Annotated in this window: 10 protein-coding genes; 5 read left to right on the top strand and 5 right to left on the bottom strand. The window is 68.4% G+C overall.

Annotation, left to right across the window (positions count from 1 at the left end):
• Positions 1-38: 38 nt before the first annotated feature.
• Entirely contained in the window at positions 39-1,226 is a 1,188-nt protein-coding gene (locus LVJ94_51210) for a protein-glutamate O-methyltransferase family protein (protein WXB05255.1), read from the bottom strand.
• 635 nt (positions 1,227-1,861) lie between these two features.
• Between LVJ94_51210 and LVJ94_51205 the strand changes: the two genes are divergently transcribed.
• Positions 1,862-2,104 (top strand): hypothetical protein, encoded by a 243-nt coding sequence (locus tag LVJ94_51205; protein WXB05254.1) that lies wholly within the window; start codon positions 1,862-1,864, stop codon positions 2,102-2,104.
• Between the two features lie 14 nt (positions 2,105-2,118).
• Here the strand turns inward: LVJ94_51205 and LVJ94_51200 are convergent, their stop codons facing one another.
• Together LVJ94_51200 and LVJ94_51195 are read right to left on the bottom strand one after the other, a co-directional pair.
• Positions 2,119-3,291 (bottom strand): hypothetical protein, encoded by a 1,173-nt coding sequence (locus tag LVJ94_51200; GenBank protein WXB05253.1) that lies wholly within the window; start codon positions 3,289-3,291, stop codon positions 2,119-2,121.
• Between the two features lie 36 nt (positions 3,292-3,327).
• Positions 3,328-3,930: a putative glycolipid-binding domain-containing protein gene (locus LVJ94_51195; protein ID WXB05252.1), complete on the bottom strand. Its 603-nt coding sequence runs from the start codon at positions 3,928-3,930 to the stop codon at positions 3,328-3,330.
• A gap of 197 nt (positions 3,931-4,127) precedes the next feature.
• Here LVJ94_51195 and LVJ94_51190 point away from each other — a divergent pair, with 197 nt between their 5' ends.
• The 3 genes from LVJ94_51190 (at position 4,128) to LVJ94_51180 (ending at position 7,592) form a co-directional block, all read left to right on the top strand.
• Positions 4,128-4,976: an NAD(P)H-binding protein gene (locus tag LVJ94_51190; GenBank protein ID WXB05251.1), complete on the top strand. Its 849-nt coding sequence runs from the start codon at positions 4,128-4,130 to the stop codon at positions 4,974-4,976.
• Between the two features lie 97 nt (positions 4,977-5,073).
• Positions 5,074-6,165, top strand: a complete 1,092-nt coding sequence (locus tag LVJ94_51185; protein WXB05250.1) for an acetylserotonin O-methyltransferase — start codon at positions 5,074-5,076, stop codon at positions 6,163-6,165.
• Positions 6,166-6,182: 17 nt separating this feature from the next.
• Positions 6,183-7,592 carry a cytochrome P450 gene (locus LVJ94_51180; protein ID WXB05249.1) on the top strand — a complete coding sequence of 470 codons (1,410 nt, stop codon included), beginning with the start codon at positions 6,183-6,185 and terminating at the stop codon, positions 7,590-7,592.
• Here LVJ94_51180 and LVJ94_51175 read toward each other — a convergent pair.
• Both LVJ94_51175 and LVJ94_51170 read right to left on the bottom strand, forming a co-directional pair.
• Positions 7,523-9,718: a phosphopantetheine-binding protein gene (locus tag LVJ94_51175; protein WXB05248.1), complete on the bottom strand. Its 2,196-nt coding sequence runs from the start codon at positions 9,716-9,718 to the stop codon at positions 7,523-7,525. The two genes, LVJ94_51180 and LVJ94_51175, sit on opposite strands and share 70 nt — an antisense overlap.
• A complete protein-coding gene (locus tag LVJ94_51170) occupies positions 9,715-22,671 on the bottom strand; it encodes an SDR family NAD(P)-dependent oxidoreductase (GenBank protein ID WXB05247.1) in 12,957 nt (4,318 codons plus the stop codon). The genes LVJ94_51175 and LVJ94_51170 overlap by 4 nt, the downstream gene beginning before the upstream one ends.
• Before the next feature lie 59 nt (positions 22,672-22,730).
• Between LVJ94_51170 and LVJ94_51165 the strand changes: the two genes are divergently transcribed.
• On the top strand, positions 22,731-23,891 hold the full coding sequence (locus LVJ94_51165) for a hypothetical protein (GenBank protein WXB05246.1): 1,161 nt from the start codon (positions 22,731-22,733) through the stop codon (positions 23,889-23,891).
• The last annotated feature ends 8 nt before the right edge of the window (positions 23,892-23,899 follow it).

The raw sequence follows: 23,899 nt of genomic DNA, 5'->3' as shown, positions 1-23,899 counted from the left end.
TCTCACCTCCGTGGAAGCGAGACGCGCGTCGTTCGACGTTATTCAGTGATGGCGTCGTTGGCGGCACGATGATCATGCCCCAATCGCTGAACGAGGGCGTAGCTGCCGTTCGTTCGCCAGTCGGGGTTCGCGGCGGCGGCGCGGGTCGCCACGTCGCTTGGTACGCCGACCAGCGTTTCCGATTTGAGAACGCGGAGCGCAAACGCGACGAACGGCACGGTGCGGGAAGCCATGGATTCCGGGGTTTCCGCAGGCCATGCGCGGTCGCCCAAGAAGCGGCGGTAGTTCAAATCGCCTTTGGCGATGACCACACGCGCAGTTTGCAACGCGTCGACGAGGCCTGCGTCCAGCGCGTCGAAGTGGCGGGGTTCGCCCCACGCCACGTGGTTCTCCACGCGAAGCCGGTTCGTGGCCCGTGCTTCGTGGAGCCGAAGGCCCAACGCGCGGAGATCGCTCGAGGTGTGCGCACGAAGCGCATCGATGGAGCCGTCGACGTCCTCGGGAAGGGCATCGGAGACGAACATCGGCCATGGCTTGCAATGCAGGACGATGTGCGACTTCTCGCTGGATGCAAGCAAGGTGTCGCAAAGGACGAGATCCGCCAGCAACTCGGCACCGGCGTTGTCCGCGATGAGATGGATGGGCGCCGTCACGCGGACCGGATTGGCGAGGGCCGCAAGCAATTCCGGGCGAGCATCCACCACCATGCGCTCCGCCCAGGTCGACGCGTCACCACGTCCCGTGACCAACTGGCTATAGTCGGCTTCATTGGCCAATAAGGCGAGCCACACCGCCTGCGCGATTCCCGCCTTCATATCGAACGAAGCGCGGGCCAATGCTTCGAGTGCGACCTCGCGTGCCTCGCGGCGCACGATCCGAAAGACGTCGGTCCCCTCGTCGAAGTGGCCGGCGAGCGAATTCATCGCATGATAGAAAAGAAACTCGATATCGAAAAACGGCAATTCCGCCCACGTCGCCTGCGCGAGACCATCCAGGTAGCGCGACCAGAACGGCGTCGGCCGCGCCATGACCGAGGTATCCACGCGCTCGCCCGCGATGATCTGCGCCACGAGCGTTTCGATCGCGCACTGCACCTTCGGATCGCCCTGAAGGGACGCGACGGCGGTGGCGGCGATTTTCGGGAAACGCCGGATCACTGTGAAATCGGCAAACCCCACGCCGGCCTGACGTTGGATGGGTGCAGCGAGCTGATCGGATTCGTTCATGTCCAGAAAGGAGGCTGCCAGCTTCCTCCTGAGCTTTCAAGCCCGCGCGGTTCGCGCCATACCGTACCAACACGCATCATTCGTAGACACAATCGGTCATCACCCTACGACAAATCAGCAAGAACGCGGCCGCTTTGGCGTTTGACACGAGAACGGCGAGCGACAATAAAGGAGCGATGCGTGCACGGGTGCTCGAAATGGATCCGGAGCGGGGCTTTGGAAAGGCTCTCCTCGAAAGCGGTGAGACGCTACCTTTCGATGTCTCTGTTTCGGTCTTGGGGATCCCAATCGCCGGTGCCGAACTCGAAGTGGAGCTCGGGCCGTCTCGCGCGGGCGGAGTGAGAATCAAGCGGGCCGTGATCATTCCCACATGGGAGGCCGCGAATCGCCCTTGCCTATGCCTGCGTCGGCACGAGGACGAGGGCGCGGAACTGATCTACCTCGATGGTCGTCACGCATTCCGAATCCATCAACCGATTCCGCACGACGCGCTCGTCACCCCAGGAATCACCGGCCAACTCATGTTGGAACGAAAGTGTGGGGCCACCAACTTTTCCGAGACGCGTGTTGCCGGTTGGTGCGTTGCACCCATTGACGAAGATATCAAACTTCGACTGCTGTCAGCGTATCGCAAAATGGTGGTCGAAGCTTGGGAGACGTGGGAAGACGTCGATGGCCGCCACACGGCTCATGAGCTCGAACGACTCAGCGACGACCTCTTTACCGCTCTCGACCTTGGTCTCGATGTCGATGCGCTGCTCACCATCACGGACTATCCGATCGAATCGGATAGTCCGTACTTCGTTCACGATACGCGCGCATTGAATCCGGTACCCGAGGCGGTATCGAAGAAAAGGCGTCTCACTCGCTCGCGTTGAGCGACCGCGCGCAACTAGCGCGAACACTCCGCGACGCCGGCGCCGTCGTGAATCTTGACGGCGCTGGCGGCGAAGGTAGCCGTGAGCCAGGAGCTGTCGCGGCAACCACCCGGCTGCTTGGTGGTCGAGCAGAAGTCGCCCTTCTGCGCGTCGGTCAGCTTCAACTGGCCGTTGGCGTCGCGCGGGCACTTGCCCCCGACGGGCTGCGTCCCGGTAAGAACGTTGCAAAGGGACTCGGCCAAGTCCACGATGGGAACCTGGTCGGCCTCTTCGAGGGTGATGAACCCTCCAATGGCTGCATTCGTCCGCCACTTGGCGCATTCGCTCGGGTCCTCGGTGCACTGGTTGTCGAGGGCGGCGGGGTTGAACTTCCCGATGCAGTTGTTCCCATCGGACAATGTCGCCTCATGGATGACGGCATCCGTCAGCGGAAGGACGACGGCGTTGGTGACGTCTCCGCGGAGGAAGATCGGAATCGCGAGCTTGGCGATGGGCGCGCTCGTGAAGGTGTTCCCGGAGAAGGTGACGTTCGCCTGACCCGGATCCACTTCGATGCCCTGCACAGTCCTGTGGCGGTAGAAGCAGAAGCCTTTGCCGAATGGATCGACCGATGGCGGCGCCCCACCCGTGAGCACGGTGCCCTTGGTGCGATCCACGCGAAGAAGCCAATTGAACGAGCCGGTCCCTTTTTCACCGCACTGCGCCGCATCGAGATTGATGTTCGGGTCGATGACCGTCGACCGAATGATCGCGTCGGCCAACGACGGCGGCGAGACGATGTCGAGCTTTCGAATGCGCAGATCGAGGGTGCTCTTTCCAGCATTGTCCGCCATCGGAAGGCAGGTGGACGGCGACCCGCACGAAGCGGCGATGGTGCAGCCCGTTCCCGTGCACCTTCCTGCCGAGTCGTCGCAGTTGGGTACGGGGAAGGTTCCCGGGATCGCCGTGCACCGGACGGGGTTGCCCGATGCATCGGAACCGCCGTCGGATGCATCTTGGCCGGACGCGTCTTGACTTGACGCATCGCCCCCGCCATCGGGATGGCCCTGCGACGCGTCGAGACCGGAGTCTTGCGAAGGCATTCCACCATCCGGCGTGCGATTGTCGTTCGAGGCGCTGTCGCTGCACGCCAGGAGCGTAATGACGATTCCCGCGCCACCCGCGCTCATAAGCCATTTCATTTTCATGGAGGGGCCCTTAGCACGGAAAGGGCGGACGCGCGGTCACGCGATGCGACGCCCGATGGACGGATAGTCGAGCACCAGGCCGTCGCTGTCGAAAACGATGTCCTCGGTGAAACCGGGGCTCGCATAGTTGATGATCGCGTTCGCGCCTTCGCGGCGTACGAACGTGTACGTCTGCCGGGATGCATGCACCGTCAGAGCAGGCACCGAGACCCACGCCATGAGATGCTCGAGCGGGCCTCCCCCGTTCACCATGCGGGAACGCAGTACCGGCATGGTGTTCGTGAGCGGCGACAATCCGAGATCGCAATCCACCGCCCCCTGAAACTCCGCGGCATCTCCGCCCGGTGGGGGCAACGGAGCGGTGCCCGTGCCATGCGTTTCGACGGTCCACTGCCCGTCGAGGGCGTGGACGAGCGTCAAGCTTCGCGACCACGGACCCTGGTTCACGTCGTGCCCCGCGACCCGCACCTGCAACCGCGACGTCACATAGTCCGCAACCGTTAGCAGTTCGTACTCCAAACGGTACGGCACGGGATCGGAGCCGATGGCCATCCCCCGCGCCGTCAGCCGATCCTCGAGCAACTCGACCTCGGCCAACTCCGCCCCGCCCGGTTTCATCCACACCAGCGATCGTGCCATGCCGCTCGGTATACCCGATTTCCTGTCATGCGGCCTCGTCCGTTGAAGTCGAATCTGAGCAAATTTCACAATTTCGTTTGTGCGCGTGGAACTTGCCGGCCTTCCGTAAGCAATGCCAACGCGAGCTGACGGCTTCTGGGCGAGCTCCTAGATTCGTGAGCAATCGTTGAAGTTCACGAATATCGAGGAGCTCGAACATGAAATATCTCGTTACCGGTGCAACGGGCGCCGTGGGGTCGCTCGTCGTCGAGCGGCTGCTGGCGCGCGGAGAGCGGCCGCGCGTGTTCGTCCGCAGTGCAGAAAAGGCGCGATCCCTCTTTGGCGACCAGGTCGACGTTGCGACCGGCGATCTCGCGGATGGAGCGTCCCTCGCGGCGGCGCTTCGGGGGATCGATCGCGCCTTTCTGGTCAATTCCGGGCCCGACCTCGCAGCCCGGGACGGCATGGCAGCCCAGGCCGCACGAACCGCGGGGCTCGGGCACCTGGTCAAGCTGTCGACGATGGATGTGGAACAAGGCGTCGGAACGGGCCCGCGGCATGCGCGCGGGGAAGCCGCCATTCGCGCGCACGGCGTTGGCTTCACGTTCGTGCGGCCGTCTGGCTTCATGGTCAATGCCCTGGCATGGGCGCCGGCCATCCAGGCCGGTGGCGTCGTCCTTGGCGCGACGGGTACTGGAAAAATTGCCTTCATTCACGCGCACGACATCGCCGACGTGGCCACCGCCGCGCTCACGTCGACTCGCTACGATGGAGAATCCCTCGCGATCAGCGGACCGGAGGCGCTGTGTTACGGCGAGATGGTCGCAAAAATCGGCGCAGCCATCGGCCGCAGTCTGGCGTTCGAATCCATCTCCGAGGAGGAAGAGCGTCGCCGCTGGCAATCATGGGGAGAATCGGAGGAATCCATCGACTACCATATGTCGATTTTTGGCGCGATTCGTGACGGCAGCCTGGCGTGCGTCACAGACACCGTCGAGCGCGTGACGGGACGGCCCGCGAGGACCTTCGATCAATGGGCACGCGAGAACGCGACCGCGTTTCATTGACGACGGGCGTGGCGCGCTGTCTCCTATGGCGACGTGATTTTGCCTGCGGAAGTTCATCGTCGCGCGAGCCTCGATGGACTAAACTCGTTTGGATATCATGAAAGGCTATTTGCACGCGGGATTGGGCGCCGTCATCCGGACCGTGGTGAAGGCCCACGAGAGCGTCGTTCAGGCGGCGGGGGCGGTGTTGCCCCCGCAATTCGTACTGGCGCAGCACGCTGCGGGAATCAGCCGCACCCTTCTCTTGGGCGCCGCGGCCAACCTCCGATTGGCCGATCACCTGGCCGACGGGCCGCTCACCGCCGCCGAATTGGCCACGCGCTCCCAGGCCGACGAAGGCGCCGTGCACCGAACGATGCGCGCCTTGGTCGCCATCGGCATTTTCGAGTTGGGGAGCGACGGGCGCTTCCGCAACAACCGTATCTCGAAGGCGCTCTGCACCGACGCCCAAGGTTCCGCGCTGAACGCCGCGCTTTACTGGGCGTCGGGCTCGAACGTCGCCGCGTGGGGCGATTACCTTCGCACCGTTCGCACCGGCGAAACCGCGTTCGATCGCGTGCATGGCATGTCGATCTGGTCGTGGCTGCGAAAGAATCCGCAGGAAGCGGCCGACTTCAATCGCTACATGCAGGAGGTCACGGAGGTGGCGGCACCGGCCATAGCCATGGGCTACCCGTTCGCGGAGATCCAGTCGCTCTGCGACGTGGGCGGGGGCCGCGGCACCTTGCTCGCCGGCATCCTCGGCTCGAATCCGAACTTGCGCGGCATCCTGGCCGATGCACCGACCGTCCTCGAAGATGCCCGCGCGTTCCTCGCCGAACGCGGCATGTCCGAGCGGGTCGAGCTGGTCCCGACGGACTTTTTCGAGCGCGTGCCCGAGGGCGTGGATGCCTACCTGCTCAAAGACATTCTCCACGATTGGGACGACGCGCGATCCATTCACATCCTGAAGGCCGTTCGCCGCGCGGCCAAGCCGGATGGCCGCGTCCTCATCGTCGAAATCATGGTCGAACCCCACGATACGGAATTCTTGGGCACGCTGCTCGACGTGCACATGATGGCCGTGTGCGGCGGCCGCCAACGCAGTCGGGACGACTTTCGCAACCTTTTCGAGGCGTCGGGCTTCCGATTGTCGCGCGTGGTCAAGATTGCCCATTTGATGAGCGTCATCGAGGGCGTCGCGATCTAACTTCGAACGAGGGTCTGATGCCTGCGCTTCCGCCTGGACCGAGTGATCACCCGGCCGTCCAAATGCTCCGCTACTTGCGCGAGCCTTTTGCCTTCCTCGAGGCATGCACGGCGCAATATGGCGATGTCTTCACGGTGCGCTATTTGGGTATGCCGCCCATCGTCTATTTTCATGATCCGGAAGCGATTCGCGAGGTATTCAGCTCTCCGTCGGAGATGACCCGCGCGGGCGAGGCCAATTCGCACCTCAAGTTCCTGCTCGGGCCGGGAAGCCTTTTGCTCCTCGACAGCAAGCGTCACGAGCGCGAGCGGCGGCTGCTCATGTCGTCGTTCAGCGGCGATCGCATTGCCTCGTACCTGGACAGCATGGTCACGGCCACGCATCGCTTCCTCGACCGCACGAAGCCGGGGGAGGCGTTTTCGCTCCGCGACGCGATGCAGACCATCACCTTGGACGTCATTCTGTCGTGCATCTTCGGCGCGGACGATGAACGCCGGAGCGAAGCCCTCGGAAAGCCGTTGAAGCGGCTCATGGCCCTCGCCGCGAATCCCGCCGCCATGGCCTGCGGCACGCTCTTCGACGGGGCGAAGTTTCGCCAACGGCTCATCGCGAACGTCGCCCCCGTGGCCGATCGCATGGCCTCCGTCGGATTGGGGCGCACCGTGCCCTTCGGGGAGCTCGCCCGGTGCATGCGCGACGTGCAGGAGGCCTTGCGCGAGCACATTCGAGAGCATCGTGCCTCGCGAACGGAGGATCGCCCCGACGTACTCTCGATGCTCATCGGAGCGCGCGACGAGGAGGGCCACGGGCTCTCCGACGACGACTTACGCGACGAGATGCTCACCATGCTCGTTGGCGGCCACGAATCAACGGCAACGACCCTCACCTTCGCGCTGCACGAGCTCTCTGCGCGGCCGGACCTGATGGAGACCGCTACCGCCGAACTCGAACGCGTCACCCGCGGTGGGCCGCTCACACCGAAGGCCGTGCGGGAGCTTCGCTACATCGAGGCGATCATCCGAGAGACGCTGCGTCTCTACGGGGCCACCAATGGATTCGGGCGCAAGCTCGCCGCACCGCTGCGTGTCGGCGACTTCGATCTGCCCGAGGGCGTGCTGATCACCGCCTCCTCGTACGTGCTTCACCGCAACCCGCGCCTCTGGCCCGAGCCGCACCGTTTCGAGCCGGAGCGCTTCCTCGACAAGCGCCCGCGCTTGGGTGAGTACATTCCATTCGGCGGCGGCTCGCGCACGTGCCTCGGCATGAATATGGCGCTTTTCGAAGCCAAGGTGGTCGTCGCCACCTTGCTCCGGCGCGCCAAGCTGCACATGCAGCCGGCGCCGCCGTTGCGCCTCGTTCAGAGTGGCATCTTCCTCGGGCCGTCCTCGAGCGTGCCTTGCGTGCTCGAGAGGCAGCCGTCGACGTAACCGGCGATCGAGCCGAGATTCGGGTGCTGGAGCAACAGCTCCATCGGCAGGTCCAATCCCGTTTCGGCGTTGAGCGCATTCACCAGGTCGAGCGCCAGAAGCGAGTCCATTCCGAGCTCGTCGAGGCGGCGCTCGGGATCGAGCGGCACCGCCTCGTCGAGCAGCAGGATGGTTCGCACGATTTTTCCGATGTAGCCAATCAGGAACGGCCCCCGCTCCGCCCGCGCGATCGGGCCGATGGCCACGACCAACGGCGGTCCCCCCGTGGGCGCGGCCTCGGGCTCGGGCGCGATCGCGTCGATCCAATGGCGCTCGCGCTCGAAGGGATACGTGGGAATCAGCACGCGACGCCCTGGCGATTCGCGGTGAACGGCGGCCCAATCGACTTTCGCCCCGGTGATGAAGGCCTGCGCGAGGGTCTCGAGCGCGCCGGGCAGCGTCGCATCGCCGGCCGGACGCGCACCTGGTGCAAGCACCGCCGCATGCAGACCGGCGGCCGGGCGATCCTCGACGAACGCGCGAAGCTGCGCGGCCGCCTGCGCGCCATCGCTCGCCACGAGCGCGAGGCGGCAGGCAAAGCGGGCGCGCCCGGTGTTGGCCGAATACGCGACGTCGGCCAACGAGGGTGCCCCCGGCGCGGTGAGCAAGGCGGCGTAACGCTCGGCCAGCGCCTTCAGCGCGCGCGGTGACTTCGCGCTTAGGGTCAAAACATGCGAACCGGCGGCGGGATGCCTCGGGCGCCGTGCCCTCACCGGGGCCTCCTCCATCACCACGTGCGCATTGGTCCCGGAGAGCCCGAAGGAGCTCACCCCCGCGAGGCGCGGTGCCTTTCCGCGAGGCCACGGCTCGAGGCGGGTCGGGATCGCGAACGGCGAGCCCTCGAACGAGATCCGCGGGTTGAGCGAGGTGAAGTGCAGGTGCGGCGGGATCGCCTCGTTCTTCATCGCCAGGGCTACTTTGAGCACGCTGGCCACGCCGGCCGCCGCCTCGAGATGGCCGACGTTCGTCTTGACCGATCCGAGGCTGCAGCGCGAACCATCCGCGCGCGCCCGGAACGTGTGCTTCAACGAATCGATCTCGATGGGATCCCCCAGCGGCGTACCGGTGCCGTGCGCCTCGAGGTAGCCGATGCTCTCGGGCGAGACACCCGCGCTTTCGAGTGCCCGCGCAACCACCGCGCGCTGCGCGATGCCGTTCGGCGCGGCGAGGCCTGCGCTCCTTCCGTCGTGGTTCACGGCCGACCCCCGGATGACGGCGAGAATATCGTCGTCGGCCGCCATGGCGTCGGAGAGCCGCTTCAACACGAGAACGCCGCATCCTTCTCCGCGGGCAAAACCGTTGGCCCGGACGTCGAACGTCTTGCAGCGCCCATCGGGCGCGAGCGCCCCGAGACGCGAGAGCATCACCATGCCCTCGGGCGCGAGAATGAGGTTCACCCCCGCCGCGAGCGCGAGCTCGCACTCGCCGTTGCGTAGGCTCTGGCATGCCAAGTGGAGCGCGACCAGCGACGACGAGCACGCCGTGTCGAGCGCAATCGCCGGCCCGTGCAACCCGAGGACGTGCGAGATGCGTCCCGCGAGCACGCTCGAGAGACCACCGGTCACCGTGTGCGCGTCGAACTCGTTGGCGCCCGCCCGCTGCACGAGGATCTCGTAGTCACGCAAGCAGCTACCCACGAAGACGCCGACGGATCGCCCGCTGAGGTCATCGGCCGCGAGGCCCGCGCGCTCCAGCGCTTCCCAGCACACCTCGAGCAAGAGCCGCTGCTGCGGGTCCATCGACCGGGCTTCGCGCGGCGAAATCTCGAAGAACGGCGCATCGAATCGGTCCACACCGTCGAGGAAGCCGCCGTAGCGCGTGTACGACTTTCCGGGCGCCTGCGGATCGGGATCGTAGTACGCGTCGACGTCCCATCGTTCACGAGGCACCTCGCGAATGCCATCGCGGCCATCGCGCAAGAGCTCCCAGAAGCGTTCTTCGTCGTCGGCGCCTCCGGGAAAGCGGCAGCCCGTTCCGACGATGGCAATCGGGCCGGGCGCTTGCCCGAGAAGCGACGCCAAGGCCGCGCGGTCTTCGGGGGAGAGGTCGGCAAGGATTTGGGAAATGGCTTCGATGGCTTCGTTCATTGCGGTTCGCTTTCGGGGAGCTTGGCGCCGCTCGTCCGGGTGGCGAGCTTCTTCAGCGCCTGGAGAATGTGTTGCGCGCCTTGCGCAGACACTTCGGCGACCGGCGGCGGGGCCGGCGGCGCGGGCTCGATCGGTGGCGCCTCGTCCATGCGGCCGGCCAGGTGCGTAGCCAGCGCCTCGATGCTGGGATGCTGCCAGATCAATGCGGCACTGAGGCTCGCACCGAGTGCGGTCTCGAGCCGATTGCGAAACTCGATGGCCATCAGCGAATCCACGCCGAGCGACTTGAAGGGCGCAGCGGCATCGATGGCATCGGGCGCGCGTCGCAACACGTGGCCAAGCTGCTGCTGGAGCTCGCGCACGATCGCCGTGGGGCGCTCCGCGGGGGCCATGCTCCGCACGCGATCGCGAAAGGCCTGGGCCGAGGCACCGACGGGCGCACGCTCGTGGCGCGCGAGCTCCGACAGCAGCGGCGAACGCGCCGCGGACAGGTACGACTCGGTCCATTGGCGCACGTGGAAGCGCATCGCAGCCACCTGCGCCGACGACGATGCGAGCAGCCGGAGAAAGACGTCCGCGCCCTCGGCCGGGTCGAAGCTTTCGATCCCGCGAAGGGCGATGCGCTCTCCGCGGTCCGAGCTCGCGGCGGCGAGGCCGATTTCGGCCCAGGGGCCGAAGTTGATGCTCGACGCCGGGCGCCCCTGCGCGCGCCGGTGATGCGCCAGGGCATCGAGGAAGGCATTCGCCGCGCTGTAATTTCCCTGACCGGGCGAGCCGAGGACCGAGGCCACCGACGAGCAAAGCACGAAGAAGTCGAGCGGCTGGCCCGCGGTCGACGCATGCAGGTTCCACGCACCGAGGATCTTCGGCGCGGCCACGCTTCGGCAGCTCTCCGCCGTCGTTCGAAGGAGCGTGGCATCCGCGAGCACCGCCGCGGCGTGCACGATCCCGCGCAACGGGGGCAGGTCGGCGCCCATCCGCGACACCAGCGCCTCGACCTGCGCGGCATCGGCCACGTCGAGTTTCACCGCCTCGACGGCAACCCCTGCCGCGCGAAGCGCATCGAGCTTTGCCACGGCCTCGGGGCTTGGCGCACGGCGTCCTGCGAGAACCAGATGCCGCGCCCCTCGCGAAGCGAGCGCCCCCGCGAGCTCGAGCCCCACGCCACCGAGCCCGCCCGTCACCAGGTACGTGCCGTCGGGACGGATCCGCACCTCGCCGGAGATCATCGCCGGGGCATCGGCCTTCGCGCCGAAGGAGAGCACGAGCTTTCCCGTGTGCGCGCCCTGGGCCATGAAGCGAAATGCCTCGACGGCCTGCGCGGCAGGGTACGTACGAAGCGGCGGGACGCGGAGCGCGCCCGATTCGAAGCGGGCCACCACCTCGCGGAAAAGGCGCTGCACGAGCTGGGGGCGCTCGCGCGTCATCCCGCGAAGGTCGACCAGCGAGAAGGTCAGCTTCTTGAGGAAGGGGCGCAGGCCGAGCGGCTGATCGTCGAAGTAATCGCGCTTGCCGATTTCGACGAAGCGGCCGTAATTCCGAAGCACGCCGAGGCTCTTGGCGATGAAGGGGCCGCCCAGCGAATTGAGGACGACGTCCACGCCCTCGCCGTTCGTTCGCGCGAGGACCTCGTCGGCGAAGGCGAGGCTGCGCGAGTCCATGACGTGCGCCACGCCGAGGGAGCGCAGAAGCGCGCGCTTGTCCTCGCTCCCAGCCGTCGCGAAGATCTCCGCCCCGAGGCTCTGCGCGATCTGCACGGCGGCCAGACCTACGCCGCCTGCCGCCGCGTGGATGAGGACACGCTCGCCGGGGCGCAAGCGCGCCACGTCTTCGAGCGCGTAGACCGCGGTCATGAAGGCCACGGGAATCGCCGCCGCCTCCTCGGGGCGCATCGCCTCGGGCTTGGGCACCACGAGGCTCGCCGAGGTCACGGCATGCGAGGCGAAAGCCCCCGGCGCGATGGCCAGGACCTCCTGCCCCGGGTACAGTCCGGAGACACCAGGGCCCACCCGCGCGATGCGGCCTGCGCACTCGAAGCCGAGCGCCACGTCGCCGGAGCCATCGAGATCGCCGATCGCCCCCAGCGCGGTGAGAACGTCGAGGAAGTTGAGCCCCGCCGCGGAAACCTCGAGCTCGACGTCGCCCTCCGCGAGCGCATCCTGCCGCGGCACCGCCGCGTAGCCGATGTCGTCGAACACGCCCGCCTTGGGCATCCGCATGCGGTACGGGTGCTCGGCGCGGGGAACGAGCTCCGAGGGCGCATGGCGCGTCAATCGCGCGACGAAACGCAGCGATCCGCGAAGGCCGATTTGGTCCTCGCGCCCCTCCTCGTTCCGCAGCTCGTTCGCCAGCGCATCGAGTTCCTGCGCATCGGGCGAAACGGAGAGGTCCACGCAGGCGCATCGCAGCTCCGGCATTTCGTGCGCCATGGTGCGACCGAGGCCCCACACGGGCGCCGACGCCGGCGTTCCATCCCGTTGCCCAGGCAACACATGCTGTGCACCGCCCGTCACGAGCCATAGGCGGGGCGCATCGCGAAGGCCCATGCGCGCCACCGCCTGCGCCACGGCGAGCACGCTTTCATAGCCGCAGCGTTGGGCCTCTTGCAGCGCGGTCGACGTCCGAGGCTCTGGGCCCCACAGGTTGCCCATGTGGACGATGCCGCGGCACGGCGCATCGGCCGCCGCCAGCGCGTCGCGGAGCGTCCGCTCGAGGGCCAAGGTCTCGCCGAGCTCGAACGACTCGGGCGAAATCCGAACGACGCGGTGGCCGATGGCTTCGAGCTTGGCGCCGAGGGTCTCCCCCTCGTGGGCCACGAGGACCCAGCTCGCGCGGCCCTCCGCGGGCGCAGGAGCGAGAGGCTGCGTGATCCACTCCACGCCGTAGAACGGCTCGTTGCGCGGGCGCTCGAGGAAGCGCACCTCGAACGAGCCCACCTCGAGCACGCGGTTTCCGGAGCCGTCGTAGACCTCGATCCGGACCGACGACGGCGATGTGCGAACGGCGTGGCACCAGAGCTCTCCGCGCAGGGCTCCGAGAATCCGCACGGAACGCGCGGCCACGGGAAGGGCGCGTCGCTCCTCCTTTCCTTCGGCGGACATGAGACCGCCGGCAAGTTGCAAGCAGGCGTCGAAGAGCGCGGGGTGCAGTCCATAGGCGGCCACGTCGGCCTCCAACGCCTCGGGGATCCGCACCCGCCCGAGGGCCTCGCCGGCACCGCGATGGACCTCGCGCACGCCCTGGAAGGCGGGCCCGTAGTCCAAGCCGAGCCTCCGCAGGCCTTGGTAGTGCGCGTCGGACGTGACCGTCTCCGGGCAGCGCGCGCGGAGCGCGTCGAGCGACACGTTGGCCTCGGGCGCCGCGCTCTCGGCCTTCAACGTGCCGCGCGCGTGCAGGGTCCACGCGGTCTCCGTTCGGCTGAAGATCTCGAAGGCCAGGCGCTCGGCATCGATCGCGAGCTGCAAGGTGATCGGCGTTTCGCCGAGGATGAGCATCTCCTCGAAATGTGCCTCGTCGATCCGGTGGGGCCCGCCGAAGATGCGATGGGCGCCGGCCAGCGCCATTTCCACGTAACCCGCGCCTGGAAAGAGCACGGCGCCCCCGGCGCGGTGGTCTGCCAAATAGGCCGGCCGTGCGGCGCCGATCTCGGTGCTGAAGTAGTGCTTTCCGCGCGAAGCCTCGAGGTGCGCCCCGAGCAACGGGTGCCCTTCCTCGGTGCGCCGGACCGCGCTCTCCTCGATCCAGAAGCGCTCGCGCTGCCACGGGTAACGCGGCAGTCCCCGAACCGGCGCCGCCTCGTTCCCTCGGGCGAACGGCACCGGCTGCCCCGAGGTGTACAGCGCGCCCAGGGTGGCGAGCATCGAGGAAGGCTCGTCCTCGTCGCGGCGAAGCGTGGAGAATGCGGCGGCGGCTCGCCCCATGCTGGCGAAGCCGTCCTCGAGCGAGGGAACCAGCACGGGGTGCGCACTCACCTCGAGGAAGATGCGGTGGCCCTCGTGCTCCAGGCGCTGCACGGCATCCCAAAAGCGAACCGGCTCGCGCAGGTTGCGAATCCAGTACTCGGTGCCGAGCTCACGGCCCTGCACCCACTCGCCCGTCACGGTGGAGAGCATCGGCACCTTGGCCGCCACCGGTGCGAGCTTGGCGAGCCGCGTCCGAAGCCCCGCCGCCAAGGCGTCCATCTGCGGGCTGTGCGATGCGTAGGTCACCTTCACGCGGCGGCAAAAGATGCCCTCGCGTTCGAGCTGCGCGAGGAGCGTCTCCAGATCGGCGAGGGTGCCCGAGAGCAAGCAGGTGCGCGGGCCGTTGTGCGCGGCCACCGCGAGCCGATCCTCCAAGCCGCGAAGGCGGCGCTCGGCCTCGTCACGGGGAAGCTCGACGAGGGCCATCCCTCCCTGCCCCTGCATCGTGGCCACCGCCGCGCTGCGCACACCGAGGATGGCGGCCGCGTCCTCGAGAGAAAGCACGCGCGCAACGTGGGCCGCCGCGACCTCGCCCATGCTGTGGCCCACCACGGCGTCGGGCTCGATGCCCCACGCGCGCCACTGCGCCGCCAGGGCGACCTGCATCGCGAAGAGCATCGGCTGCACGTAGTCGACGCGCTCGAGGAGCGCGGGCATCTCCGGCGAGGCGAGCGCCTCGAGCAAGCCCCAGCCCACCCACGGACGCAGCGCCGCATCGCACGCTTCGAGCGCGGCACGGAAGACCGGCTCGCGCTCGAGCAAGCCGCGACCCATGCCCACCCACTGGCTACCTTGGCCGGGGAAGACGAACACGCGCCGCCCCTCGACACGGCGGCCCCCGAGGCTGCAATGCGGACGCGATTCCCCACGCGCGAGCGCGGTGAGACGCTCGGCCATGTCGGCCGGCGAGCGTGCAACCACCGCCAGCCGATGGGCATGGTGGCTGCGCCGCGTCGCCGCCGTGTCGCAAATGTCCTTCAAGGTCTGCGGCCCCTCGACGTGCACGGCATACGCGCGGGCAAGCTCGGAAAGCGCCGCGGGGCTCTTCGCCGAGAGAGGCAGAAGGAAGGCCGCCGGTGCGTCGGCCGGCCCCGCGGGGACCATGGCGGGCGCCTCCTCCACGAGAACGTGCGCATTCATGCCGCTCAATCCGAACGAGCTGATTCCGGCCACGCGCGGGAGCTCGCCCGTCTTCTTCCAGGGGCGCGCCTCGGTGGGGATGACGAACGGCGTGCCCTCGAGGGACATGCGCGGGTTGAGCGTCTCGAAATGCAGATGCCGTGGAACGAGCTCGTGCTCGAGCGAGAGAACGGCCTTGATCAACCCCGCCATTCCCGCGGCGGCCTCCAGGTGGCCGAGGTTCGTCTTCACCGAACCGAGCGCGCACACCATGCCATTCGCGCGCGGAGCGCCCAGTACGGTCTTGAGCGCCTCGAACTCGATGGGGTCCCCGAGCGAGGTGCCCGTGCCATGCGCTTCGACGTACCCCACCTCGTGCCCTTCGAGGCCGGCGCTGCGCAGCGCCTCGGTGAGGAGCTCCTGTTGCGAGAGCACGTTCGGCGCCGTCAGGCCGGTGGAGCGCCCGTCCTGGTTCGTGGCCGACCCGCGGATGACCGCCCAGATGCGGTGGCCCGCGGCCTTCGCGTCCGAAAGGCGCTCCAGCATGAGCACGCCGCCGCCCTCGCCGCGGACGAATCCGTTCGCGCGGGCGTCGAAGGCACGGCACCGGCCGTCGGGCGACAGCGCCTGGGTGCGCGCCACCACCTCCATCGAAAGCGGAGAAAGAATCAGGTTCACGCCCGCGGCCAGGGCGAGACGGCTCTCGCCCTGGCGCAGGCTCTGGCAAGCCAGGTGCACGGCGACGAGCGACGAGGAGCACGCCGTGTCCACGGCGAGGCAAGGCCCCTGGAGACCAAAGACGTAAGAGATGCGTCCGGCAGCGAAGGAGCTCCCGTTGCCGGTGCTGGAATAGACATCGAGCTCCGAGGACGGGCGCGCGAGGGTGCGAAGGTTGTAGTCGTGGCCCATCACGCCCACGAACACGCCGGTCTTGCTGCCCACGAGCTGCTCGGGGACGACGTGCGCGTCCTCCAAAGCCTCCCAGGTGAGCTCCAAGAGGAGCCGATGCTGCGGATCGATGCCCACCGCCTCACGCGGCGAGATGCCGAAAAAGTCGGCATCGAAGCCATCGACGGAATCGAGAAGGGCGGCCCATTTCGTGCCCGCCGCGCCGGGTGCCGGACGTGAGCCCGAAGGCCAACGCGCATCGGGGATCTCCGTGACCGCGTCCACGCCCTCGACGAGGAGGCGCCAGAACGACGCCGGATCGTCGGCGCCGCCCGGAAAGCGGCACGCCATGCCCACGATGGCGATCGGCTCCGCGGCGTCCGGGCGCGCGACGTCTTCGCGCACGGCGGGCGATGCCCCCTGGATCGATGCGGTCAGGTACCCGGTGAGCGCGGCGAGACTCGGGTAGGTCCAGATCAGGGTCGCGGGCAGGCGGAGCCCCAGCCCGGCCTCGAGGCGGTTTCGCAACTCGAGGCCCATGAGCGAATCCAGGCCCAGCGCCGTCAGGGGCACGTCGGCCGCGATCGCCGAGGCGTCCAGTCGCGTGACGATGGCCACCTGCTCGCGGACGAAGACCTCGACGTTGGCCGGTCGCTCGGCGGCCGGAAGCGCCTTGCGCGAGTTCGGCGCGGGCTGGGCTTTCAACAGCGGAGAAAGGCGCGGAGAGTGCGCCATCTGCGGATAGAACTCGACCCATTGGCGGCCATCGATATCCATCCACGCGATCTGCGGCGACGGCTGCGCGAGGGCTGCCTCCAAGAGCGCGATGCCCTCCTCGGGCGAGAAGCTGCGGATGCCTCGCGCGGAAAGGCGCGCGCCGCGGTTTTCATGTGCGGCGGCGAGCCCCTCGTCGGCGAAGGCCCCCCAGTCGATGCTCAGCGCCGACTCCCCTTCCGCGCGCCGCTGCCGGGCGAGCGCATCGAGGAAGGCGTTCGCGGCGGCGTAGTTGGCCTGCCCGGGTGAGCCGAGCACGGACGCGACGGAGGAGTACAGGACGAAGAAGTCGAGGCCCTTTCCGCGGGTCAGACGATCCAGGTGATGGGCCCCCCACACCTTCGGCCGCGCCACCGTGCGGTACCGATCCAGGTTCTGCCCGGCGAGGAGTGCATCGTCCAAGAGCCCCGCCGCATGCACCACACCGCGCAGGGGCGGAAGCTCGGCGTCGAGGTTGCGCAGCAGCCGCTCCACCTGGAGAGCGTCGCCGATGTCGGCCTGCACGAGCACCACGCGTGCGCCCTGTGCCTCGAGGTGCGCGATCGACTCCATCTGTTCGGGCGTGTGGGCACCGTTCCGGCCCACGAGCACGAGGCTCCGGGCTCCGCGGGCCACGAGCCACGCGGCCGCCCTTCGACCGAGCGCGCCCAAGCCGCCCGTCACGAGGTACGTCGCGTCCGCGCGCACGGCGACGTCGTGCGCGGGCGCTTTCGAGGCGCCCCGAGGCGCGAGACGCCCCACGTATCGGCCCGATGGGCGCAACGCGATCTCGTCTTCACGCGAGCCGGACAGGAGCTCGCCGACCAAGTCGCCGGCTTCGTCCTCGCCGGCATCGGAGAGATCCACGAGGGTGCACGCGAGCTCGGGGTGCTCGTAGCGCACCGTGCGACCCATGCCCCAGAGGATCGCGAGCGCGGGTTGCACCGGCTCGCCGGAGGCCACCTGCTGCGTCCCCCGGGTGACGACGTACAAGCGGGGCACGTTGCGCGAGACGGCGCCCGAAAGGGCCTTCACCCACCCTAGAACCTTTTCATAGGCTTGCTCTTGCGGTGCACCGATCCCCTGCTCCGGGCATAGGAGCACGATGCCTCGGGCGCGTTGCCAGCCGGCTTCCTCGGTCACCTCGGCGCCCTTCGCCGAAAGCGCCGCGGCCACGGCGGGGCCTAGAGGGTCCTCGACCCCCACGATCACCCAGGCTCCAGGTGCGGCGTGCGTCGCACCGCGCGGCTGCTTCGTCCAGGCGACTTCGTAGCCCCAGCGGGCGTGCGCGGTTTCCCGCCCGAGCATCGCTTCTTTCGACGCGCGCTTCAAATGGAGGCCTTCCAGCTCGGCCACCATGCGGCCCGCCTCGTCGAGCACGCGCAGATCGCCCACGCAGCCGTCGTCGTTCGCCGTCCGCAACCGCGCATGGCACCACGTGGGGCCGTGGCCGCGGCCGTAGAAGGCCAGGCGCTCCAGCGCAAACGGTACGAAGGGCCCGCCGCCCGCGCCCGATGCCGCGGCCAGCGTTTGGAGGCACGCATCCAACTCGGTGGGGTGCAGCGGCCCATGCGGATCCGGCTCCACGCGGAGCTTGGCCAGCACCTCGCCCTCGGAACGCGCCAGCGATTCGATGCGCTGAAACGACGCGCCGAGCAGGATCTCGCTCGCGCGAAGCTCGTCGTAGAGGGATGCCGGATCGACCGGACCGCGGCAACGCGCACGCTCCTCGGAGAGATCGGCATCCGGCACCGCGGGGCACTCGAGCCGCAGGATGCCCCGCGCATGCGCGTGCCAGCCCGCGCCCTCCGGATCCGGCGTCGAGCTCGAGAAGGAGTGCGCGTCGGCGCTGGGCCCTGGCGAAAGGACCATATGCAGCCACGCCGTTTCGCCGGCCGCCAACGGCAGAGGGCGCGGCCACTCCACCCGCTCCAGGGCGAGGCTCGTGGACGCGAACGCCTCCTCGGCCGCGGAGATCAGCGCCGCCAGATGAAACGCGCCGGGGGCGACGACCTGGTCGAACACGCGATGCTCGGCGAGGTAGCCCTGCCGCTCGAGATCGACGGGCGCGAGGAACAGGACCTCCGCGCCGGGACTGGGCAGGCGCTCACCGTACAGAGGGTGCAACGGGTGCCCCTCGCCACGGGGCTTCGCAAGCACGGGCGCAGGCTCGAGCCAGAATCGCTGGCGCTGGAAGGCATACGTCGGCAGGCGCACCCGGCGCGCCCGCGGCAGGACGCGCGCCCAATCGACGCGCAGCCCCCGAGTGTGGAGCTCCGCCAGCGCGCGAAGGATTTGCTCCATGCCCCCCGCCTCCCGCCGCAACGAACCGACGACACCGGAGGACGCGAGCTCACCCAACGCCAGGGTGAGCACCGGGTGGGGACTCACCTCGACGAAGAAGCGGTGCCCATCGGCCACGAGCCTCGAAGTCGCATCGGCGAAGCGCACCGTTTGCCGGAGGTTGAGGTACCAGTATTCCGCCCCCAGCTCGGCGCCATCGATGGGTGCGCCGGTCACCGTGGAATACAGCGGCCGCGCGCACGAACGCGGCGAGAGATCGCGCAACGGGGCCAGAATGGCGTCGCGCACGGACTCCATCTGGGACGAGTGCGAGGCGTAATCGACACGGATCTTTCGCGCGAAGATCTCCGCCGCCGCGAGCCGCTCGAGCAATGCGTCGATGCGCTCGGCGTCCCCCGAGACCAAGGTGGCGCGCGCGCTGTTCGTGGCGGCGATGGATAGCCCGTCGCCGAACGGTGCGAGGTAGCTCTCGAGCTCGCGGACACCGAGCTCGATGGCCGCCATCGCACCACCGCCGGCCACCGTGGCGAGGGCGCGGCTGCGCAAGGCCACGACCTTCGCGGCCTCGTCCAAGGAAAGCGCGCCCGCGACGTAGGCCGCCGCGATCTCCCCCTGGCTATGGCCGATGACGGCGTCCGGCTCGACGCCCATCGAACGCCAGAGCGCGGCCAGGGAGACCATCACCGCGAACAAGGCCGGTTGCACCACATCGACACGGTCCAAGGAGGCGGCACCTTCGTCACCGCGAAGCACGGCGAGAAGATCCACGTCATCGAGGTGGGGCGCGAGGGCCTGCACGCACGCGAGAAGCTGCTCGCGAAACACGGGCGACGACGCGAGCAGCGCACGCGCCATGCCCTGCCATTGCGAACCTTGCCCGGGGAAGACGAAGACAACCTTGCCCGGACGCGCGCTTCGTCCGAGGACTACGTTGGGCGCGGGCCGCCCCTCGGCCAGCGACGCGAGCCCCTCGGCGAGCTCCGCCCGATCGCGCGCCACGACGGCCGCCCGATGCTCGAAGTGTGCGCGCGCCGTCGCGAGCGAGTGCGCGAGGTCGGGCAGCTCCACATCGACGCGCTCGGCGAGGTGCTCTGCCAAGCGCGCGGCCTGGGCGGCGAGGGCCGCCTCGCCCTTGCCCGAAACCGGGAACACCAAGGGCACCGGCGATGTCCGCGCCGGGTCGGCGTGACGATCCCACGGCGCGAGTGCATCCCATGCGACGGCAACGCCGCGCGCATGAAGCGCACCGAGCGTGTCGAGCATCACCTGATGCTCGTCTTCGTCGCGGCGCATCGACGCGAGGGTTACACCGTGACGGCCCGCATGGCGCAGATTGGACTCGACCGCGGGCAACACCAGTGGGTGCGGGCTCGTTTCGACGAAAAGCTCGTACCCCTCGTCGATGAGCCGATGCACCGCGGTCGAGAAAAGCGCAGGATCGCCGAAGTTTCGCACCCAGTGCTCGGCGTCGAAGCGCTCGCCGTCGAGCCGCGTGCCCGTCACCTCGGACACGATGGGGATGTGCCCCGCGCGAGGCCGCACGTTGCGGAGCGACTCCATCAGCTCCGCCCGGAAGCCGTCGACCAGCGGGCAGTGCGGCGCAACATCCATCGCCACGCGACGGCAGAACACCTTGCGCCGCTCGAGCCCCTCGAACAGCGCATCGAGCGCCTCGGGCTCGCCGGCGAGCACGGTCGAATCGGCGCTGTGCTGGATGGCGCGAAACAGGCGGCCGGGATGCCCCGCGAGCTCCGCGCCCGCGTCGTCCCACGAGAGCCCCACGACGCCCATCGCCCCCTGCCCGCGCTGCCGTGCGATGACCCGGCCGTACGCACAGATGGTGCGCATTGCATCCTCGAGGTCGAGCACCCCGGCCACATGGGCCGCGGCGATCTCGCCGGTGCTCTGCCCCACCACGACGGAGGGCTCGATGCCCCACGCGCGCCACTGCGCCGCGACGGCAATCTCGGTGGCGATGATCGCCGGCAGGCTAACCTCGATGCGATCGAGCCGCGAGCGACCGCGGTCCGCGGACAACTCGTCGAGGAGCGAGCATCCGAGCTCGCGCTCGATCCAATGGCTGCACGCCTCGAGGGTCGCGCGGAAAACAGGCTCACGCTGCAGCAGCCCGCGGCCCATTCCCCACCATTGCGCGCCCTGGCCCGCAAACACGAACGCCACGCGGGGCGGCAGACTCGCAGCCCTTCCCACCGACACGCCCGCGCCGCGGCCTCCCTCGAGGAAGGCTTGCAGCCGATGCGTGCGATCGGCGTCGGAACGCGCGGTCACCGCAAGGCGATGCTCCCCCGTCCGCGTCGCAGTCGGGCGAGCCTCGGCCTGCCATCGCTCGGCCTCGTGGCGCAAGGCCTCGGGACTCTCCGCGGACAGCGCCAAGATCTGCGGCGCCGGCGGCAACCACTGGGACAACACCACGTGCGCGTTGGTGCCTCCCAGCCCGAACGAACTCACCCCCGCCACGAGCGGCCGCCCCGAATCGGGCCACGGTTCGAGCGTGCGCTGCACCTTCAGGTGGAGCTCGTCCATCGGGATGAGCGGGTTCGCGCTCTCGAAGTGAAGGCTCGGTGGAAGCTGCCCATGCTGCAGCGAGAGCACCACCTTGAGGAGCCCCACCACACCGGCCGCGCCCTCCAAGTGGCCCACGTTCGTCTTGGCCGAACCCACACGCAGCGGTCGTTCGGCCGGCCTCGGCTTGCCCAGCACCGCCCCGAGCGCCGTCGCTTCGATGGGATCGCCCAGCGCGGTCCCCGTTCCATGAAGCTCCACGTAGTCGACGTGCTCGGGCTCGATGCCCGCCCGCGCGTAGGCCTGCCGGAGCAACGCTTCTTGCGCTTCGGGGCTCGGCGCGGTCAATCCGTTGCCCGCGCCGTTGTTGTTCACGGCCCCGCCGCGGACGACGCAGTAGATCGCGTCGCCGTCGCGAAGGGCATCCGAGACGCGCTTGAGCACCACCACGCCGCCGCCCTCGCCGCGCACGTATCCATTGGCCCGTGCATCGAAGGTGAAGCAACGCCCGTCCGGCGAGAGCGCCCCCATCTCGGCGACGGCAAAGGCGCTCTGGGGAACGAGGTTCAAGTTCACGCCGCCGGCCAACGCCAGGCTGGTCTCGCCCCGGCGCAAGCTCTCGCACGCCAATTGAACGGTGACCAGCGCCGACGAGCACGCGGAGTCCACCGTCATGCTCGGACCGTGCAGATCGAAGGTGTACGAGACGCGATTGGCCAAAATGCTGCGGTGATGGCCGGTCACCGTGTGCGCCGTCAGCGTCCGCTGGTACGCGAGCATCGCGTAGTCGTCCCAGATCGACCCGACGAAGACGCCGGTCGCACTGCCCCTCAAGGTTGCGGGAACGATGCCCGCGTCCTCCAGAGCCTCCCAACTTAGCTCCAACATGAGCCGCTGCTGCGGATCCATGGTGGAGACCTCGCGCGGGACGATGCCGAAGAAGCCCGGGTCGAAGCCATCGACCTCGTCGAGGAACCCGCCGCGGGGCCCTTCGACGCCCCAACGTTCGCGCGGGGCTTCGGTGACCGCGTCGCCTCCGTCGCGAAGCAGCGTCCAAAAGCTTCGAGGGTCGGACGCACCCGGAAATCGACACGCGATGCCCACGATGGCAATGGGCGCATCGGCCAAAGGCGTCTCGGCCGATGGCGCCGGCGCGGACGCCTTCTTGGACGACACCAGTGCGCGCGCCAATTCCTCGGGCGTGGGGTGCTGCCAGATCAGAACGGGCGAAAGGCGCCGGCCCAGCAGGTCCGACAGCTCCGCCACGAGTCCGACGGCACCGATCGAGTCCAGACCGTAGCGGGTGAAGCGCTCGCAGGGATCGATGTCACGCGCCTCGATGCCGAGCCGCTTGGCCAAGCTCGACGCGATCCATCCTCGAAGGTCGTCTTCCGTCCGATTCATTTCCGTCCCTGCACCACGCTTGCGCGCGACGCCACACTTGAGTGAATCTGCTCCACGGGATGTCCATCTCCGCGAAAGCTTGGTTCCTGTACGCCGGCGACGGCACGAACACCGGCAGCCCCGCCGAACTCGCGCTCGAAGACTTCGAGCTGCCCTCGCTCCGTCCCGGCGAGGTGCTGGTCGAGCCGCTCTACGGCTGTTGGGAAGGCAACATGGGGCATTGCCTCGAGCGCGATCCCATCGATGTCTGCCGGTTCCGCGGCGAGAAGCGCGTGGTCATCGGCAATGCCGGCGTCGTGCGCGTTCTCCAGCGCGGGGACGGGGTCGAAGGCCATCCACCGGGGGAGTGCGCCATCGTCTACCCCGGCACGGTGCTCGACCCGTGGGGCTATCCGGTCAAGGCGTTTGCCTACGACGCACCGGGCACCATCGGCTTTCTCTCGACGCGGATGATCATCACCGCCGAGAACCTGCTGCCCCTTCCCTCGCCCAGCCGCTTCTCGACCATGCAATGGGCCGCGTTCTCGGCGCGCTACACGACGGCGTGGTCGAATTGGAGGCTCGCCTACGGCACGTACCGGTTGATGGTGCCCCACGAGCAACTGCCCGCGCCCAACGTGTGGGGCTGGGGCGGAGGGACCACGCTCGCACAACTCGATCTCGCGCGACGCCACGGTTGCAACGCCGTCATGCTCTCGGCGAGCGACGAGCGGTTGAAGCTCATCGAACGCACCGGCGTCACCGCGCTCGACCGGCGCCGTTTCGGCAATCTCTACTACGACGAAATGCGCGCAGGCACCGATGCCGCCTTCCGCCGCGCCTACCAACAGGCGGAGCTGGCCTTCGCGCGGGACGTCGAGGAGCGCACGCACGGGCAGAAGGTGCAAATCTTCGTGGACTACATCGGAACGCCGTTCTTCCGTGCCACGCGCAAGGCCCTCTCGCGCGACGCGGTGGTGACGAGCGCCGGCTGGAAAGAGGGCATGTCGACCTCGTTCATGCGCGCCACCGAGTGCATCGATCGGCATCAGTACGTTCACACGCACATGGCCAGCCGCCAAGAAGCGCGCGATGCCATCGCCTACGGCGAGGAGCACGGGTGGATGCCCACGCCCGACGAGCGCATCTTCTCCTTCGAGGAGGTCCCCGAGCTGTCGCGCAAGTTCCTCGCCGGCGACGTGGGCTTCTTTCCGCTGTTCGCGGTGAACCCGGAGACCTGACGCCCCCG

It is taken from the genome of Sorangiineae bacterium MSr11367, assembly GCA_037157805.1.
Taxonomy (GTDB): domain Bacteria; phylum Myxococcota_A; class Polyangia; order Polyangiales; family Polyangiaceae; genus Pendulispora; species Pendulispora rubella.
Note: the sequence above shows the minus strand (reverse complement) of the source record. Positions and strands in the feature narration are given on the sequence as shown.

What these genes read in the sequence shown, in the direction of transcription:
- LVJ94_51200 (WXB05253.1), bottom strand. Translation starts at nt 3,291, where the DNA reads ATGAAAATGAAATGGCTTATGAGCGCGGGTGGCGCGGGAATCGTCATT.
- LVJ94_51165 (WXB05246.1), top strand. Translation starts at nt 22,731, where the DNA reads ATGTCCATCTCCGCGAAAGCTTGGTTCCTGTACGCCGGCGACGGCACG.
- LVJ94_51195 (WXB05252.1), bottom strand. Translation starts at nt 3,930, where the DNA reads ATGGCACGATCGCTGGTGTGGATGAAACCGGGCGGGGCGGAGTTGGCC.
- LVJ94_51205 (WXB05254.1), top strand. Translation starts at nt 1,862, where the DNA reads ATGGTGGTCGAAGCTTGGGAGACGTGGGAAGACGTCGATGGCCGCCAC.
- LVJ94_51210 (WXB05255.1), bottom strand. Translation starts at nt 1,226, where the DNA reads ATGAACGAATCCGATCAGCTCGCTGCACCCATCCAACGTCAGGCCGGC.
- LVJ94_51170 (WXB05247.1), bottom strand. Translation starts at nt 22,671, where the DNA reads ATGAATCGGACGGAAGACGACCTTCGAGGATGGATCGCGTCGAGCTTG.
- LVJ94_51175 (WXB05248.1), bottom strand. Translation starts at nt 9,718, where the DNA reads ATGAACGAAGCCATCGAAGCCATTTCCCAAATCCTTGCCGACCTCTCC.
- LVJ94_51180 (WXB05249.1), top strand. Translation starts at nt 6,183, where the DNA reads ATGCCTGCGCTTCCGCCTGGACCGAGTGATCACCCGGCCGTCCAAATG.
- LVJ94_51190 (WXB05251.1), top strand. Translation starts at nt 4,128, where the DNA reads ATGAAATATCTCGTTACCGGTGCAACGGGCGCCGTGGGGTCGCTCGTC.
- LVJ94_51185 (WXB05250.1), top strand. Translation starts at nt 5,074, where the DNA reads ATGAAAGGCTATTTGCACGCGGGATTGGGCGCCGTCATCCGGACCGTG.